General features: G+C 52.8%; 13 protein-coding genes and 1 CRISPR repeat array. Of the genes, 5 read left to right on the top strand and 8 right to left on the bottom strand.

Features of this window, described 5'->3' with window-relative positions:
• Together ACZ5ER_RS02025 and ACZ5ER_RS02020 are read left to right on the top strand one after the other, a co-directional pair.
• A complete protein-coding gene (locus ACZ5ER_RS02025; RefSeq protein WP_464935056.1) occupies positions 1-1,443 on the top strand; it encodes an NAD(P)H-hydrate dehydratase in 1,443 nt (480 codons plus the stop codon).
• 129 nt (positions 1,444-1,572) lie between these two features.
• On the top strand, positions 1,573-1,890 hold the full coding sequence (locus tag ACZ5ER_RS02020; RefSeq protein ID WP_144244797.1) for a hypothetical protein: 318 nt from the start codon (positions 1,573-1,575) through the stop codon (positions 1,888-1,890).
• Positions 1,891-1,952: 62 nt separating this feature from the next.
• On the opposite strand, the gene ACZ5ER_RS02015 is transcribed toward ACZ5ER_RS02020, so the two are convergent.
• The 4 genes from ACZ5ER_RS02015 to ACZ5ER_RS02000 form a co-directional block, all read right to left on the bottom strand.
• On the bottom strand, positions 1,953-3,338 hold the full coding sequence (locus tag ACZ5ER_RS02015; protein ID WP_464934683.1) for an alpha-amylase: 1,386 nt from the start codon (positions 3,336-3,338) through the stop codon (positions 1,953-1,955).
• Between the two features lie 210 nt (positions 3,339-3,548).
• On the bottom strand, positions 3,549-4,106 hold the full coding sequence (locus ACZ5ER_RS02010; RefSeq protein ID WP_050002266.1) for an ArsR/SmtB family transcription factor: 558 nt from the start codon (positions 4,104-4,106) through the stop codon (positions 3,549-3,551).
• A 3-nt stretch (positions 4,107-4,109) separates the two neighbouring features.
• Positions 4,110-4,412, bottom strand: coding sequence for a DUF211 domain-containing protein (locus tag ACZ5ER_RS02005; protein WP_050002267.1), 303 nt, complete (start codon positions 4,410-4,412; stop codon positions 4,110-4,112).
• Between the two features lie 5 nt (positions 4,413-4,417).
• Complete coding sequence (locus ACZ5ER_RS02000; protein ID WP_050002268.1) at positions 4,418-4,993, bottom strand: winged helix-turn-helix domain-containing protein; 576 nt, start codon at positions 4,991-4,993, stop codon at positions 4,418-4,420.
• 182 nt (positions 4,994-5,175) lie between these two features.
• Between ACZ5ER_RS02000 and ACZ5ER_RS01995 the strand changes: the two genes are divergently transcribed.
• Positions 5,176-6,585 carry an acetate--CoA ligase family protein gene (locus ACZ5ER_RS01995; protein WP_050002269.1) on the top strand — a complete coding sequence of 470 codons (1,410 nt, stop codon included), beginning with the start codon at positions 5,176-5,178 and terminating at the stop codon, positions 6,583-6,585.
• Positions 6,586-7,058: 473 nt separating this feature from the next.
• Positions 7,059-8,907: a CRISPR direct-repeat array (repeat unit 30 nt; unit sequence GTTGCAATAAGACTCTAGGAGAATTGAAAG).
• Positions 8,908-9,371: 464 nt separating this feature from the next.
• A complete protein-coding gene (locus tag ACZ5ER_RS01990) occupies positions 9,372-9,587 on the top strand; it encodes a hypothetical protein (RefSeq protein WP_050002271.1) in 216 nt (71 codons plus the stop codon).
• Here the strand turns inward: ACZ5ER_RS01990 and ACZ5ER_RS01985 are convergent.
• Together ACZ5ER_RS01985 and ACZ5ER_RS01980 are read right to left on the bottom strand one after the other, a co-directional pair.
• Complete coding sequence (locus ACZ5ER_RS01985; RefSeq protein WP_464934682.1) at positions 9,584-10,351, bottom strand: MBL fold metallo-hydrolase; 768 nt, start codon at positions 10,349-10,351, stop codon at positions 9,584-9,586. The genes ACZ5ER_RS01990 and ACZ5ER_RS01985 overlap by 4 nt on opposite strands.
• Positions 10,348-11,193, bottom strand: a complete 846-nt coding sequence (locus ACZ5ER_RS01980; RefSeq protein ID WP_464934681.1) for a DMT family transporter — start codon at positions 11,191-11,193, stop codon at positions 10,348-10,350. Before ACZ5ER_RS01980 ends, ACZ5ER_RS01985 begins: the two co-directional genes overlap by 4 nt.
• A 173-nt stretch (positions 11,194-11,366) precedes the next feature.
• Between ACZ5ER_RS01980 and ACZ5ER_RS01975 the strand changes: the two genes are divergently transcribed.
• Complete coding sequence (locus ACZ5ER_RS01975) at positions 11,367-12,518, top strand: tryptophan--tRNA ligase (RefSeq protein ID WP_050002274.1); 1,152 nt, start codon at positions 11,367-11,369, stop codon at positions 12,516-12,518.
• Between the two features lie 2 nt (positions 12,519-12,520).
• On the opposite strand, the gene ACZ5ER_RS01970 is transcribed toward ACZ5ER_RS01975, so the two are convergent.
• Entirely contained in the window at positions 12,521-13,213 is a 693-nt protein-coding gene (locus ACZ5ER_RS01970) for a 3'-5' exonuclease family protein (RefSeq protein ID WP_050002275.1), read from the bottom strand.
• A gap of 45 nt (positions 13,214-13,258) precedes the next feature.
• Entirely contained in the window at positions 13,259-13,501 is a 243-nt protein-coding gene (locus ACZ5ER_RS01965; RefSeq protein ID WP_050002276.1) for a hypothetical protein, read from the bottom strand.
• Positions 13,502-13,597 lie beyond the last annotated feature (96 nt).

The raw sequence follows: 13,597 nt of genomic DNA, 5'->3' as shown, positions 1-13,597 counted from the left end.
ATGCGCATCGAGGACGTTTACATCTGGGACATCAACGCCAAGTGGCTCGGGATTACCCCTTACCAGCTTATGGAGAACGCCGGTGCTGGAGTTGCACGGGTGATTGAGAAGCGCTTTGGAAAGGGCCTCAGGGTAGCAGTCTTCTCCGGAACCGGGAACAACGGCGGTGACGGCTTCGTTGCCGCGAGACACCTGAGCTTTGAGAACGAGGTTACCCTTTTCCTCGTCGGCGATGAGGCCAAGATAAGAAGCGAGGAAGCCAGGCACAACTGGGAAATCCTGAAGGGCCTCGACTTCGTGAAAATCAAAGTGCTGAAGGACTCGGCCTACATAAAGTCTCTCGACCTGAGCGGCTACGACGTCATCGTTGACGCCCTCCTAGGGGCGGGCACAAAGGGCGAGCCGCGCGAGCCAATCCGCTCTGCTATTGAGAAAATCAACGAGTACGCCGGGAAGGCAAAGATAGTCAGCATCGACCTGCCGAGCGGCTATCCAAGCAACGTACTCGTTAAGGCAGACTTCGCGGTGACATTCCAGTGGGACAAGGAGGAGTACGGGGGTTTTGAGCGTGTTATAGTAACGATAGGCTACCCGAGGGAGCTCTACCACCTCGTCGGGCCCGGTGACGCGAAGTTCGCTCTGAGGAAGAAGGGAGAGCACAAGGGCCAGAACGGGAAGCTGCTCGTAATCGGCGGGAGCGAGGACTACTTCGGCGCGCCGTATCTCGCCTCCAAAGCGGCGGGCTACCTCGTGGACTTGGTCTACCTCACGATGCCGGAATACTCAGCAAAGCGCATAACAGACCCGGACGTTATCCTTAGGCCTGTTGAGGGAAGGAACTTCACAGAAGAGCACCTTGAGGACGTGCTGAAACTGGTGGAAAAAGCCGACGCCGTCGTCATTGGCCCGGGAATAGGCCTCGCGGAGGAGACAAAAAGGTTCGTGAGGGAGTTCGTAAGGCGCTGTGAAAAGCCGATGGTTATTGACGCCGACGCTCTCAAGGCGGTGGCTGAGGACTTGAGCGTTCTGGAAGGGAAGACCTTCGTCCTGACCCCGCACGCGGGAGAGTTCAAGGTTCTGTTCGGAGAGAAGCCAGAGGGTTCGCTCATGGAGAAGGCAAAGCTCGTGACGGAAAAGGCCGGTCAGGTTGACGGTGTCGTCCTCCTCAAGGGCGCCTACGACATCATAAGCGATGGAAAAACATGGAAATACAACAAGACAGGGAACAGGGGAATGACTACCGGTGGAACGGGCGATGTTCTTGCCGGCCTCGTTGGTGCACTCCTCGCGCTCGGCAACGAACCGCTGAGGGCCGCTTCGGTCGGGGCATTCCTCAACGGCCTCGCCGGGGACATGGTAAAGGAAGAACTCGGCGAGAACTTTACCGCGCTGGAGCTGGCGAAGAGAGTGCCAAAGGCCGTTAAGTGGGTGATGGAGTTCTGAGGTGGCGTGGCGAAACCCGGAGGGTCTTTTCTTTTCTCAAGTTTATCTTTCTGGCTCTGGTTAGGGAAATCCTGAAAAATCAAAGAGTCTCGTTTGTTTTCCTTCCAAGCTTCAAACGAGACGACCTGCGTGAACGAGAGCGTTGAAGTCTTTGGAAGGGCTTGTGAGATTTCTACGGAAATAATCAACGAAAACGGAGATGGTCATCCGGTTGAGTATATGATTATATCATCCTCCTGGTATTTGTTGCATCCCCGTGCAACTTTTTTTTACATTTTTCTTTTGAAAGCCTCGCCCTTCAGGGCGGGGAGGAGGTCAGCCGTACTCCGCTACGGTAATTTCGCTCCTCTGGACGCTTCTTTTGTTCTGGATTGGGTTGAAAACGGGGACCTGGGAGTTTCTGGCGGTTTCCCCTCCAGGGGACGGGTAGGGCCTTTTAACTACTGAACTCCGGAGTTGAAACGGCTTTTGATGGGAACTAAAAGAATAATTAAAAACGGGGCGAAAGTTCAGCCCACCCCGCAGTAGCTCCAGACGGAGTAGCCGTAATAGCCGTTGGCCGGGTCGTGGGCAGGGGCCTCGAGGTACACCCACCCGCTTGAGTCCACCCACTTGTCCACCCAGCCGCCGAGGTTGCCGGTGTACTCGTGGATGCACGCTCCCGCGAACTTCGGAACGTAGACCCACCTCCCGGCCTTGCTCGAGCCGAGGTTGATGTAGGTTATAAGCCCCGGCTTGTCCCCGTAGCCGTTCCTGACGAAGATGAGTTCATCGTTATCGTAGTAGACGATGTCGGTGCTTCCCCCGGCGAGGTGGTCGTGTATCCAGATGAGGTTGTTGAGCCTGTCCTTGTTGAGCCACTCCTCGTAGTCGCGGTAGAATATCGTCGGCTGGCCCTCGTAGGTGAGGATGAAGGCGTATGCCGGGTACTTGTTCCAAATTATGTCCGTGTCGTGGTTTGCAACGAAGGTTACGGCCTTAAACGGGTCGCGGCTGACGACTGTGCCCCCGTTCTTGAGGGCCTCGACGAGTGCGGGAATGTTCTTGTTGTCAAAGGCCGCGTCCATCTTGTAGTAGAGCGGGAAGTCGAAGACTTTTGCATCGCTCGAGTAGGCCCAGTTGAGCAGTGCATCAACGTTTGTGTCCCAGTACTCCCCGACGGCCCAGCCTCCCCACCAGTCCAGCCAGTCCTTGACGACCCACGCTCCGTAGCCCTTGACGTAGTCGAAGCGCCATGCGTCAACGCCGATGCTCCTGAGGTAGGCGGCGTAGCTCTCGTTGCTCGCCCAGAGCCAGTACTGGTCCCAGCTCTTCTCGTGGGCTATGTCCGGGAACCCTCCAAAGGTGCCCTCGTCGCAGCACTTGACCTCGTTGGGGTGGAAGTCGAGGTAGTTGGCCGTGTACTTGCCGGAAGCGACCTTCGAGAAGTCCGTCCAGGTGTAGTCATTGACGAAGGGGTTCCACTCAAGGTCTCCTCCGGCGCGGTGGTTGATTACTATGTCTGCGATGACCTTGATGCCGTAGGCGTGGGCGGTGTTTATCATGTTCACGAGCTCCTGCTTGGAGCCAAAGCGCGTCTCTACCGTTCCCTTCTGGTCGTACTCACCGAGGTCAAAGAAGTCGTAGGGGTCGTAGCCCATCGAATAGGCGCCGCCCATGCCCTTGCTCGCCGGGGGAATCCATATTGCGGAGATTCCGGCATCGTACCACTCCGGTATCTTCTGCCGTATTGTGTCCCACCATATTCCTCCTGAAGGCACGTCCCAGTAGAACGCCTGCATTATGACGCCGCCCTCTTCGAGCTCCAGGTACTTGGCCGCCCCCGCGGGCTGGGCGTAGAGCCCCGCGAGGATAGAGACTACGAGCACAAAGACGAGGAGTTTCGCAGGCTTCATACCTTCGCACCCCACTTATTTGAAGCCTCGTTTTAGGTCATCGGCCCAATATGTATCACCGATGGTGAGATATTTAAGCTTTTGCCATTAATGGCCATCAGAGAATATTTCTGTTCATCAATCAAAAATTCGTTCCTGTCCGGGCGTGTAACACTGCTCACAAAACTCTCCCGTCCCTGCTGGAACCACGGGACGGTGCAAATAAAATAACTAAAACTGGAGGAGCTTCTTCATTTCTTTGGCCTTCTCACACATCTCACAGCTCTGGAGGAACACCAGCACGTTGAGAAAATGGAACGTCTCTATTTCGCTCAGCTCCACGTTGGCCTCGGATATTTTCTTTATTATTGGCTGTGAACTGACTTCAATTTCATTTAAAACGTCCTTTATGAGCTCTTTCAGCCTTTCTCTGTCCGTAACCTCGATTCCTGCCTTTTCGAGAATCCCTACCAGGCGCTCGGCCTCCACCTGGAGGTACGACTGCCTGAAGTTCTCAACACTCTCGTCCGGCTCGGCCTTTATTAGGAAGAGCCTTGCAGTCCTGCCGTAGAGCTTCTCATTGCCTTCACTGCCAAGCTCCTCGACAAAGCCCGCATTCTCAAGGGCCTTTATGTGCCGATAGATGGTTGTCCTGTCCTTTCCGAGCGCTATGCTGAGCTCCCATACAGTCATTGGCCTCTGCCTGAGAAGCTGGAGTATCTTAAACCTGGTCTCCTCGGACAGGATTTTAACTTTCTCAGGCTGTGTGATTATTATTACTTCTTTCAACCGCTACTCCTCCAGCTTGTCCTGTGGGGTTTCCTCTTCCTCAATGATTCTTTTCCCGGCGGCAACCATGTCAATGCTGTGCACGACCCCGCCGAACTCCTCGATCGTCCGGACTATCTCGTCGTAGTCAAGGTCGTCGCCCATTATCGTTATCTTGACGTTTTCGGTCTCCTTGTCAATCTCCACGAGCGTTATGTTGACTCCGTCCACGCCTTCTAGCTCGCTGAGACCCAGGGCCAGCTCCGTGACCATCGGCTGGTGGGGCTTCAACACATCGAGGACGAGAAGTCTTATTCCCCGCGCCATTGCTATCACTTCTTGAGGAGCTCTCCAAGCTTTTTAAGCAGTTCTATGCTCTCCTCGTCTCTACCCATCTTGGCCATGGCAAGCCACTCAATTGCGTGGATTATGTCTTCGTTCGAGAAGTCCTTGAGCTTGTCTTCGTTTGCTTCAATCTCTTTGGATATTTCTGTTTTGAACTCGTGTTCCTTTTTGAGGAGCCTGTCCATGACGTTGAGGAGTTCCTCATCGTTGAACTCGTATCCGAGGGCCTTGAATATGTCGAGCTTGGTCTTGAGCCTTGAGCGGGCGAAGTAGCGGAGCTCCTCGTCTCCGAGGTAGAGGTTGATGTAGAACGCGTCGGCCGTTCTTCCGTAGTACTTCTCAACGAGGTTGCCCTTCATTTCTGTCCTCTTGACCTCGACGAGGCCCGCCTCCTTGAGCTTTTCGATGTGGTGGTAGACCGTCTGGGGTGTCTTTCCCAGTATCTCACTGAGCTGGGAGATTGTCATCTCTCTGTTTCTGAGCAGGGCCAGTATCTTCCTTCTCGTGTCTTCCAGCATCAGTTTTATCACTTCTGGGTCTGTTATGACCTTCACCTTGGGCATCACGACCACCCAATCTTAACGCTCCAATGCTCTTTTAAACGCTTAATTGTTTTAACCTTTTCCGTTCCGGTAGCTTTATATATGTAAAGGAACACGGCATTTTAAAAAGCCCATTGGATAAAATGTCCACTTTCGGAACCCTTAAATAGATATGGCCGAAAAACTTTCGGAGGTGGAGAAAGGTGGAGGCTCCAAACCTTGACTTCCTGTTTTACCCCCGGAGCGTCGCTGTTATAGGCGCTTCCAACGTGCCAGGGAAGGTCGGAAACGCTATAATGCGCTCCATGACGCTCCGCTTTGACGGCAAAGTCTACGCAGTCAACGTTAAGGGTGGTGAAATCGAGATAAACGGGAAGAAGTTCCCCGTTTACAGGAGCATTAAGGACATACCCGACGAGGTTGACGTCGCCGTCATAGCCGTTCCGGCTAAGTTTGTTCCTGACGTCATCGACGAGTGCGGCGAGAAGGGCGTCAAGGGCGCAGTCGTTATCTCTGCCGGCTTCAAGGAAGCCGGAAGGGCCGACCTTGAGGAGGAGATTGTGAAGCGCGCCAGGAAGTGGGGAATAAGGCTCGTCGGCCCAAACTGTCTCGGCGTCACCAACCTTGAGAACGGCTTCGACTGCAACTTCAACCCGCCGGAGAGACAGGCCAGGCCGCCCTTCGGAAAGGTCGCCTTCATGAGCCAGAGCGGTGCTTTCGGAGCGGCGATTCTCGACTGGGCCGCAAACCACAAGATAGGCATGAGCAAGTTCATTAGCCTCGGAAACATGGCAGACCTCGACGAGAGCGACTTCATGGCCTACCTCGGCGACGACCCCAAAACCGGCGTCATCACCGGCTACATAGAAGGCGTCAAGGACGGAAGGAAGTTCTTCAACACCGCCAAGGAGGTCACGCTCAAGAAGCCCATCATTATTCTCAAGGCGGGAAGGACTGAGGCCGGGGCAAAAGCGGCCGCGAGTCACACCGGCTCCCTTGCGGGCTCCTTCAAGATATACGAGGCCGCCTTTGAGCAGACCGGTGTTTTAAGCGCCAAGAGCATGCGCCAGCTCTTCAACTACGCCAAGGCCCTGGCAATGCAGAAGCCCGCGAAGGGCAATCGTGTTGCCATAGTCACCAACGGCGGCGGTGCCGGAGTCATGATGAGCGACGGCCTGCTTGAGAGTGGCATGAAGCTCGCCGAGCTGAGCGAAGAGACGAACGAGAAGTTCAGGAAGGACATCGAGGCCGGAAAGCTGCCCGCCCACATGTCCTACAAGAACCCGATAGACGTCATCGGCGACGCCCCGTCGAGCAGATACGAGGTTGCCATGCGCTACGCGCTGGAAGACCCGAACGTCGACGTCCTCGTCGTCATAGCCCTCTTCCAGAGCCCGGCCCTCGACGAGGGAATAGTTGATGCCGTCGCAAAGATGCAGGAGTACGGCAAGCCGATAGTCTTCGTTGCCCCGGGTGGTGAGTACCCGCACAAGATGGCGAGGAACATCGAGCTCAGGGGCGTTCCAGTTTACGAGACCGTCGAGGACGGCGTTGATGCGGTCTACGCCCTCGTCAAGTACGGCGAGTGGCTTATGGAGAACGGAAGGCTCTGAGCTTTTTCTCTCTTTGTATCACGTTCATAAGCCCTATTTTCCAGAACTCTTGTTTTTGGTCGTGAGTTTTGCCGTATAGAGTTCTGTTTGGGTTTTGTAAATCGGTTTTTGCTCTTTTGGAATTGTGACATTATGTTGTGGTTTGAGCAGGTATTTGTAACGAATTTTTTGTGGAAATTTGAATGGGGGAAGCTTACCCCTCCGTTGGCCTTAAACCCTGTTGAAAATGCTGTTTTTCATTATTTTGGGAACTTTAAGGGAAATTGCTCGAAATACCTTCCCTTTGGGGCCCTGGAAATCTCGTGTACTTTGATGTTCATTGTATTTTTTAAGGGGTTTATTTGGTTGCTGAAGACGGCAAAGGGCTCCAATCAGGGGCCTTTGGGGGGCTTTTTACCGCCGTTTTCCAGAAAAGCTTAAATATTTGGGTGTCTATAGCCCTCTGTTGGGCGAATGGGCGAATTTTCCGCCCTGTTGCAATAAGACTCTAGGAGAATTGAAAGTCAGAGCCTACTTCAGGCTCTATGAAAGAGACAGCTCTGTTGCAATAAGACTCTAGGAGAATTGAAAGCGAGCTGGCGAAGGAATACTTACCGCCGGCACCGGAGTTGCAATAAGACTCTAGGAGAATTGAAAGCTGGCTCCTGCTCGGCATACTTGCGGACACGAACCCAGTTGCAATAAGACTCTAGGAGAATTGAAAGTTATCCTCGCTCATCGTCCAACCACCTCGAGGTTATTGGTTGCAATAAGACTCTAGGAGAATTGAAAGCTGGGTCAGGAGGTATCAGAAGGCCGCGACCTCTGGAGTTGCAATAAGACTCTAGGAGAATTGAAAGGAATAGCTACCGTTTGAGCTCTCACGGGCATAAACAGTTGCAATAAGACTCTAGGAGAATTGAAAGATATCGGGTCACGCTTACCACCTCACCGCGACCATTGTGTTGCAATAAGACTCTAGGAGAATTGAAAGAGTCAGATCCACGTTGTTGAAACGCTTGGCTATTCCAAGTTGCAATAAGACTCTAGGAGAATTGAAAGAACAGGGTCAGAGTCCTCTACAAGAGCACCATCAAGCCGTTGCAATAAGACTCTAGGAGAATTGAAAGCCATCTCGGCCAGCCACTGGCTCAGGCCGTTCACGAGGTTGCAATAAGACTCTAGGAGAATTGAAAGCATTGGCGTTGTCCAGACGTCGACTGTGACGGGGGCCGTTGCAATAAGACTCTAGGAGAATTGAAAGACCTAACGTGGCAACAATACGCGATAAAAACGGCCCTGGTTGCAATAAGACTCTAGGAGAATTGAAAGTCGTTACCCCGTGCGTTACTACCTGCCCCTCCTCCTCGTTGCAATAAGACTCTAGGAGAATTGAAAGCTATTAGAGAGGAATGCTGACATATTCGGTAGTATCCCGTTGCAATAAGACTCTAGGAGAATTGAAAGTACATTCCAGCCAAGCGCGTGGTTTTCTACGCCAAGTTGCAATAAGACTCTAGGAGAATTGAAAGGGGAAGGAGTTGGAACAGTTGTTCAGGGAGGGGAGAGGTTGCAATAAGACTCTAGGAGAATTGAAAGTGAACTCGTGGGACATGAACAGCACTTTACGCTCAAGTTGCAATAAGACTCTAGGAGAATTGAAAGTAAGATAAGAACAAATAAAGAAGAAGGAGTCATCTACGGTTGCAATAAGACTCTAGGAGAATTGAAAGCGACGGACAGATTACCGTTCCGGCCGGAGGGACGAAGGGTTGCAATAAGACTCTAGGAGAATTGAAAGTTGACTGAAAAGGACGTTTCAATAGCCTTCGCCGTGCGTTGCAATAAGACTCTAGGAGAATTGAAAGCCGACATGCTCAGCGACACGCTGAAAGAGTATGAGGAGTTGCAATAAGACTCTAGGAGAATTGAAAGCAGGGTGAAGAGGTTGGCCCGGCTTCTCAAGATTCCGGTTGCAATAAGACTCTAGGAGAATTGAAAGAGGGTTCGGCCCCGTCCAACATCGCGACCCTCTCAGGTTGCAATAAGACTCTAGGAGAATTGAAAGCAACATTGCTCGCAATTGCGACTATAAGAGAAGGCCTTGTTGCAATAAGACTCTAGGAGAATTGAAAGTCACCGCTCACCACCTCACCACGACCATCGTCCAGTCTTTCAATGTTGCAATAAGACTCTAGGAGAATTGAAAGTTGAACTCTGGGGGAACGGTGAGGCTCTCGACAAACGTTGCAATAAGACTCTAAGAGAATTGAAAGAGTCGCGAACATCGAGATGGAAGACGAGAAAATCAAGGTTGCAATAAGACTCTAAGAGAATTGAGGTGTGACTGCTTCATTGGCCCGAACCTGTAGGCACAGGTTCTAATAAATGGAGAACGGGAAAAGCAGAACAAAGACGGCTCTTCTACGACTTCTTTACAAGGGTGTAATAAGCCATGGCCAAGAAGACGATGTACATTCCCACTGCCAGTATCACCGCTGTGATGTTTGGCTCGGTGCTTGTTTGGTCGTTCTTGCAACGACTCCATACAGCTGTGTGTCTATTAGCATATCACACCACCAGTATGAGCATTGTGTTTGAAAATTAAAACTATTCGCGTGGTGTAGTACTATATGCAACCCTTTGTCAATTTCGATACTGTATTGTTGAGAGGGCCCAATTGGACAAGTTTTGACTCTGGAGGAGTTGAAATGCACTCTGATGGTAGATGCTGATGGGGTTTCGGTCCTCTTTCTTACGACTGGATAAACGAAAAACATTTAATTCAAAAATCAAAAAGTATAAACATGGGTCTCAGGAGAAAGATCAGATCTTTTGTTGAGGACTACCTAGTAGTGATTCTGATAGCGGCGATACCCGTTATTCTCCTCCTGTTCCGCTCTCTTCTACTCATTTCCTACTACCTGACCGGTGGTTTTCTCCTTGGGGTGATCTTAGTCTTCTTGGCGATTTTTTGTATAGCATTGATTTTGAAGCCTGCAGACCTTAGAAGGCAGATCTAAACCTCAATCCACGTGAAGTCCCTCGAGACTTCCCCAGCGACGCCGCTTTCCCTGACCCTCTTCTCTAGGACTTCGTGGGGGTAGTTGCTGTGGCTTATGTGGGCGAAGACCGTGTAACCAGCGCCAACCCTCTTTGCGAGCTCTATGGCCTCTTTGACTCCAAGGTGTGTGCCTGGGATTGCCTCCCTGTGCGTCATCTCGGCTATGAGAAGGTCGGCCCCCTCCATCAGCTTTAGGGCCCTCTCGTCCTTTAGAATCTCCGGCCCGGTGTCCCCGGTTACAGCTATCCTCTTGCCCTTCACCTCTATGACGAAGCCCCCCGCCGTTGTCGTGTGCACGACGGGGAAATGCGTGACCTTCATGCCCCCTATTCCGGTTTCTTCCCACGGTTCGAGCTCGTGGTAGCTCCAATCGTACCCCTCCGGGTTCTCCGAGCCGAAGGCCAGCCTGGCGATGCTCTTCGCGACCTCAATCGTCTCCCTGCGGGAGTAGAACTCCATCCTCTTGAAGACCTGAAGTTCCGGCAGGCCGAAGACGTGGTCGAAGTGGCCGTGCGTGATTAAGACTCGCTCCACCTTCTTGTTCAGCCTCTCAAGGTGGTAGTGCAGGTCTGGGCTCGGGTCGACCAGAGTTCCCTCAAAGTACACCGAGAACCTTGTCCTCCTCGATGCCGGATTGACCCTCGCCCGCGAGCAGTTCTCGCAGGTGCACATTGGCTTTGGAGTCCCGCTGTAGGAACCGGAACCCAGGATTACGACCTTCATTTTACCACCTCACTTTCTTCCCTGCTGATGGTCAGCGTTCCGATGGTTATTAAAGCTAATCCCGCCAGGTGGTATGCCGTAACCGCCTCCCCGAGGACGGCGGTTGAGATTAGCACGGTTAAAGCAGGGGCTGGGGTCAAGATGGCGGTTGCCTTCGAGAGGTTGATCCGCGCTATCGCCATGTACCAGAGGCCCTGGGTCAGCGCGATTATAATGCCCTCTGCCAACGCGAACTCTGTGAAGGCGAAGCCCGTTATTACTGCCGGGACGAGGAGGAGAAGCCCGCCGAAGGTGTTCCTCAATGCCGCTATGGTCAGCGGGCTGTAGTTGGTCTTCTTCGCCACCGCGTGCCCGAGCTGCCAGAAGAGGGGGGTCAGGAGAAGCAAGATATCGCCCTTCAGGAGTTCGGGCCTCTCCCCTTGTGTGACCACGAGGAACACGCCCGCGATTAGGGCGAGTGCAGAGAGCACGGCCCTTCCGCTTATCCTCTCCCTCAGGAGAAGCCACGAGATTAGAAACGAGTAGAACACCTCGAAGCGCGTTATTATGGCGGAGTTTATGGCCGAGCTCAGCCTGGTTCCGTAAGCGAAGAGTGAGTACGCTATAGCCGTCGCGAAAAGACCCGTGAGGAACGTCTTCTTTATCTCGCCCGGCCTCTCAAGGACTTCCTTTGTCTGGCTCCGGAGCAGGACGAGGGGCCAGAGGACTAAAGACGCGACTATAGCCGAAAGCGAGGCGAAGGCGAACGGGCTAACGGGGTTGGCCTTGATTACAACCGGCTCGAGACCGAGCAGTACAAGCACCGCGAATGCCAGCAGGGTTCCTTCGGTCTCGCTGTTCATGGTGGGCCGTATAGGTTGGCCGGGTTTTTATGGTCTTCGTCCAAAAACTTTAAATGCTCCCGCCCCCTTTTTCAACCCATGTTCGGTGGTTGTTTTTGGCCTTGGTGAAGCCCTCCTCTTCTGCACCGCCTTAGTCTTGAGTTTCGTTTCCACTGGAAATGGAGGTGTTTTGAATGGACGAATTTAAGGTTACCCCATGGGACGTTGAGGGTCTGGTGGACTACGACAGGCTGATAGAGGAGTTCGGAACGAGCCCGCTGACCGATGAACTGCTGGAGAAGACCGCAAGGCTCACGAAGAGCGAACTGCCGATATTCTTCAGGAGGAGGTTCTTCTTCTCCCACAGGGACTATGATAAAATCCTTGCCGACTACGAGAGCGGAAGGGGCTTCTTCCTGTACACGGGGAGGGGCCCGAGCGGGCCGATGCACATAGGTCACATAATCCCGTTCTACGCGACCAAGTGGCTCCAGGAGAAGTTTGGCGTCAACCTCTACATACAGATAACCGATGACGAGAAGTTCCTCTTCAAGAACCTCACCCTGGACGAGACAAAGAGATGGGCCTACGAGAACATACTCGACATCATAGCGGTCGGCTTCGACCCCGACAGGACCTTCATCTTCCAGGACAGCGAGTTCACGAAGATTTACGAGATGGCCCTTCCGATAGCCAAGAAGATAAACTTCTCGATGGCTAGAGCAGTTTTTGGCTTCACCGACCAGAGCAAGATTGGAATGATTTTCTACCCTGCCATACAGGCCGCACCGACCTTCTTCGAGAAGAAGCGCTGTTTAATTCCAGCAGCAATTGACCAGGACCCCTACTGGAGGCTCCAGAGGGACTTCGCCGAGAGCCTCGGCTACTACAAGACCGCTGCTTTGCACTCGAAGTTCGTCCCGCCGCTGACGGGCCTTGAGGGGAAGATGAGCGCCAGCAAGCCGGAAACTGCCGTTTACCTCACCGATGACCCTGAGGAAGCTGGAAAGAAAATCTGGAAGTTCGCCTTAACGGGCGGTCAGCCGACGCTCAAAGAGCAGAGGGAGAAGGGCGGAAACCCGGAGAAGTGCGTCGTCTTCAAGTGGCTTGAAATCTTCTTCGAGGAGGACGACAAGAAGCTGATGGAGCGCTATCACGCGTGTAAAGCTGGAGAGCTTACCTGCGGTGAGTGCAAGCGCTACCTCATCAAGAAGGTGCAGGAGTTCCTGAAGGAGCACCAGAAGAAGCGCAAGGAGGCCGAGAAGAAGGTCGAGAAGTTCAAGTACACCGGCGAGCTGGCAAGGGACCAGTGGGATAAGGCGATTCCTGAGCCGTTAAAGAACTGAAATCAGGGGCGGCCGGGGAGGCCGTTCCTTAATTTTCTAAGTTCTTGATAAACCTTCCTCGCGAGTTCCACCTCCTCGCGGGTTCTTTCCATTATGGCCTGATATTCCCCTGCATCGTATAGTTCCCACACGGTTGTGCCGCTCGGTTTTCTTCTTCCGTCTCCGAGGAGGTTCCGAACTGCCCAGTTCTGTGACACAGGGGCGAGCACTTTTCTGTTCCTGCTCTCGGGGAGTACAGGGGCGGAGGCGACGCTGAGGTCGAAGTGCCTGAGTTTAAAGTATGTGTCGTAGAGCCTCTCCAGCTCGGCTATTCCGTGAATTAGACTCCTGACAAAAAGCACGGGAATATCGAGGCGCGTTATCCCGAAGCCTACTGCCATCGGCTCCGTCAGCCCGGGGTCTTTGCCCAACAGTTCCCACCGTGTCCAGCTCTCCCTGAAGTAGAGGTATATTTTCTCCAAGAGATTCTTCTCCTGCTCCACGACGTCCTTACCTTCCATGTCCCATATCCAGAACTCCTCCTTCTTTTCCGGCTTCTCATCTATGGGGAAGTACCTCTGGAAGACGCCGCCCATGACGAAGCTTCCGTTCAGGTAGGGGTTGGCTCTTAATCCGGGCCCGTTCCGGTGTTCTCTGGGAACGTAGTATTCAATGTCAAAGAAAATAACGTGTGTAACCCCGCGTTTAAACCTCATGTTGAATCCTCCCCCGGTTGTAATGCCATCAAAAAAGTAAGGATATCAGAACCAGTTGCCAATATCAAAAATATCATCAACGTCTGTTCCTTCCTCTGATGCCAGCATTATTTCTTCGACAACCCAGTCCTCGAACTCGTCGTCATTGTTCTTCGAGTTCCTCGCGGCGGCGCTCATGGCCCTGGCCTTGAAGCCCTCGTCCGCCTTGACGGCCCTTCCGCTGTCCACTGCGCTCTGTATTCTCCTCGCGGCCTCCCATGTCATGGGTTTGGAACCCTTCTTGCCCATGGTATCACCTCCGAAAACTGTCAATACTTATTTCGCAGTTTACTTTATAAGGGGGTATTCTCAAAAAGAAACACTTTTTTGTGAATACCTACTAAC

This window comes from Thermococcus marinus (assembly GCF_055389025.1).
This window is presented reverse-complemented; position numbering and strand designations above follow the sequence as displayed.

What these genes read in the sequence shown, in the direction of transcription:
- ACZ5ER_RS01970 (WP_050002275.1), bottom strand. Translation starts at nt 13,213, where the DNA reads ATGAGGTTTAAACGCGGGGTTACACACGTTATTTTCTTTGACATTGAA.
- ACZ5ER_RS01990 (WP_050002271.1), top strand. Translation starts at nt 9,372, where the DNA reads ATGGGTCTCAGGAGAAAGATCAGATCTTTTGTTGAGGACTACCTAGTA.
- ACZ5ER_RS01985 (WP_464934682.1), bottom strand. Translation starts at nt 10,351, where the DNA reads ATGAAGGTCGTAATCCTGGGTTCCGGTTCCTACAGCGGGACTCCAAAG.
- ACZ5ER_RS02025 (WP_464935056.1), top strand. Translation starts at nt 1, where the DNA reads ATGCGCATCGAGGACGTTTACATCTGGGACATCAACGCCAAGTGGCTC.
- ACZ5ER_RS01965 (WP_050002276.1), bottom strand. Translation starts at nt 13,501, where the DNA reads ATGGGCAAGAAGGGTTCCAAACCCATGACATGGGAGGCCGCGAGGAGA.
- ACZ5ER_RS02000 (WP_050002268.1), bottom strand. Translation starts at nt 4,993, where the DNA reads ATGCCCAAGGTGAAGGTCATAACAGACCCAGAAGTGATAAAACTGATG.
- ACZ5ER_RS02015 (WP_464934683.1), bottom strand. Translation starts at nt 3,338, where the DNA reads ATGAAGCCTGCGAAACTCCTCGTCTTTGTGCTCGTAGTCTCTATCCTC.
- ACZ5ER_RS01980 (WP_464934681.1), bottom strand. Translation starts at nt 11,193, where the DNA reads ATGAACAGCGAGACCGAAGGAACCCTGCTGGCATTCGCGGTGCTTGTA.
- ACZ5ER_RS01975 (WP_050002274.1), top strand. Translation starts at nt 11,367, where the DNA reads ATGGACGAATTTAAGGTTACCCCATGGGACGTTGAGGGTCTGGTGGAC.
- ACZ5ER_RS02005 (WP_050002267.1), bottom strand. Translation starts at nt 4,412, where the DNA reads ATGGCGCGGGGAATAAGACTTCTCGTCCTCGATGTGTTGAAGCCCCAC.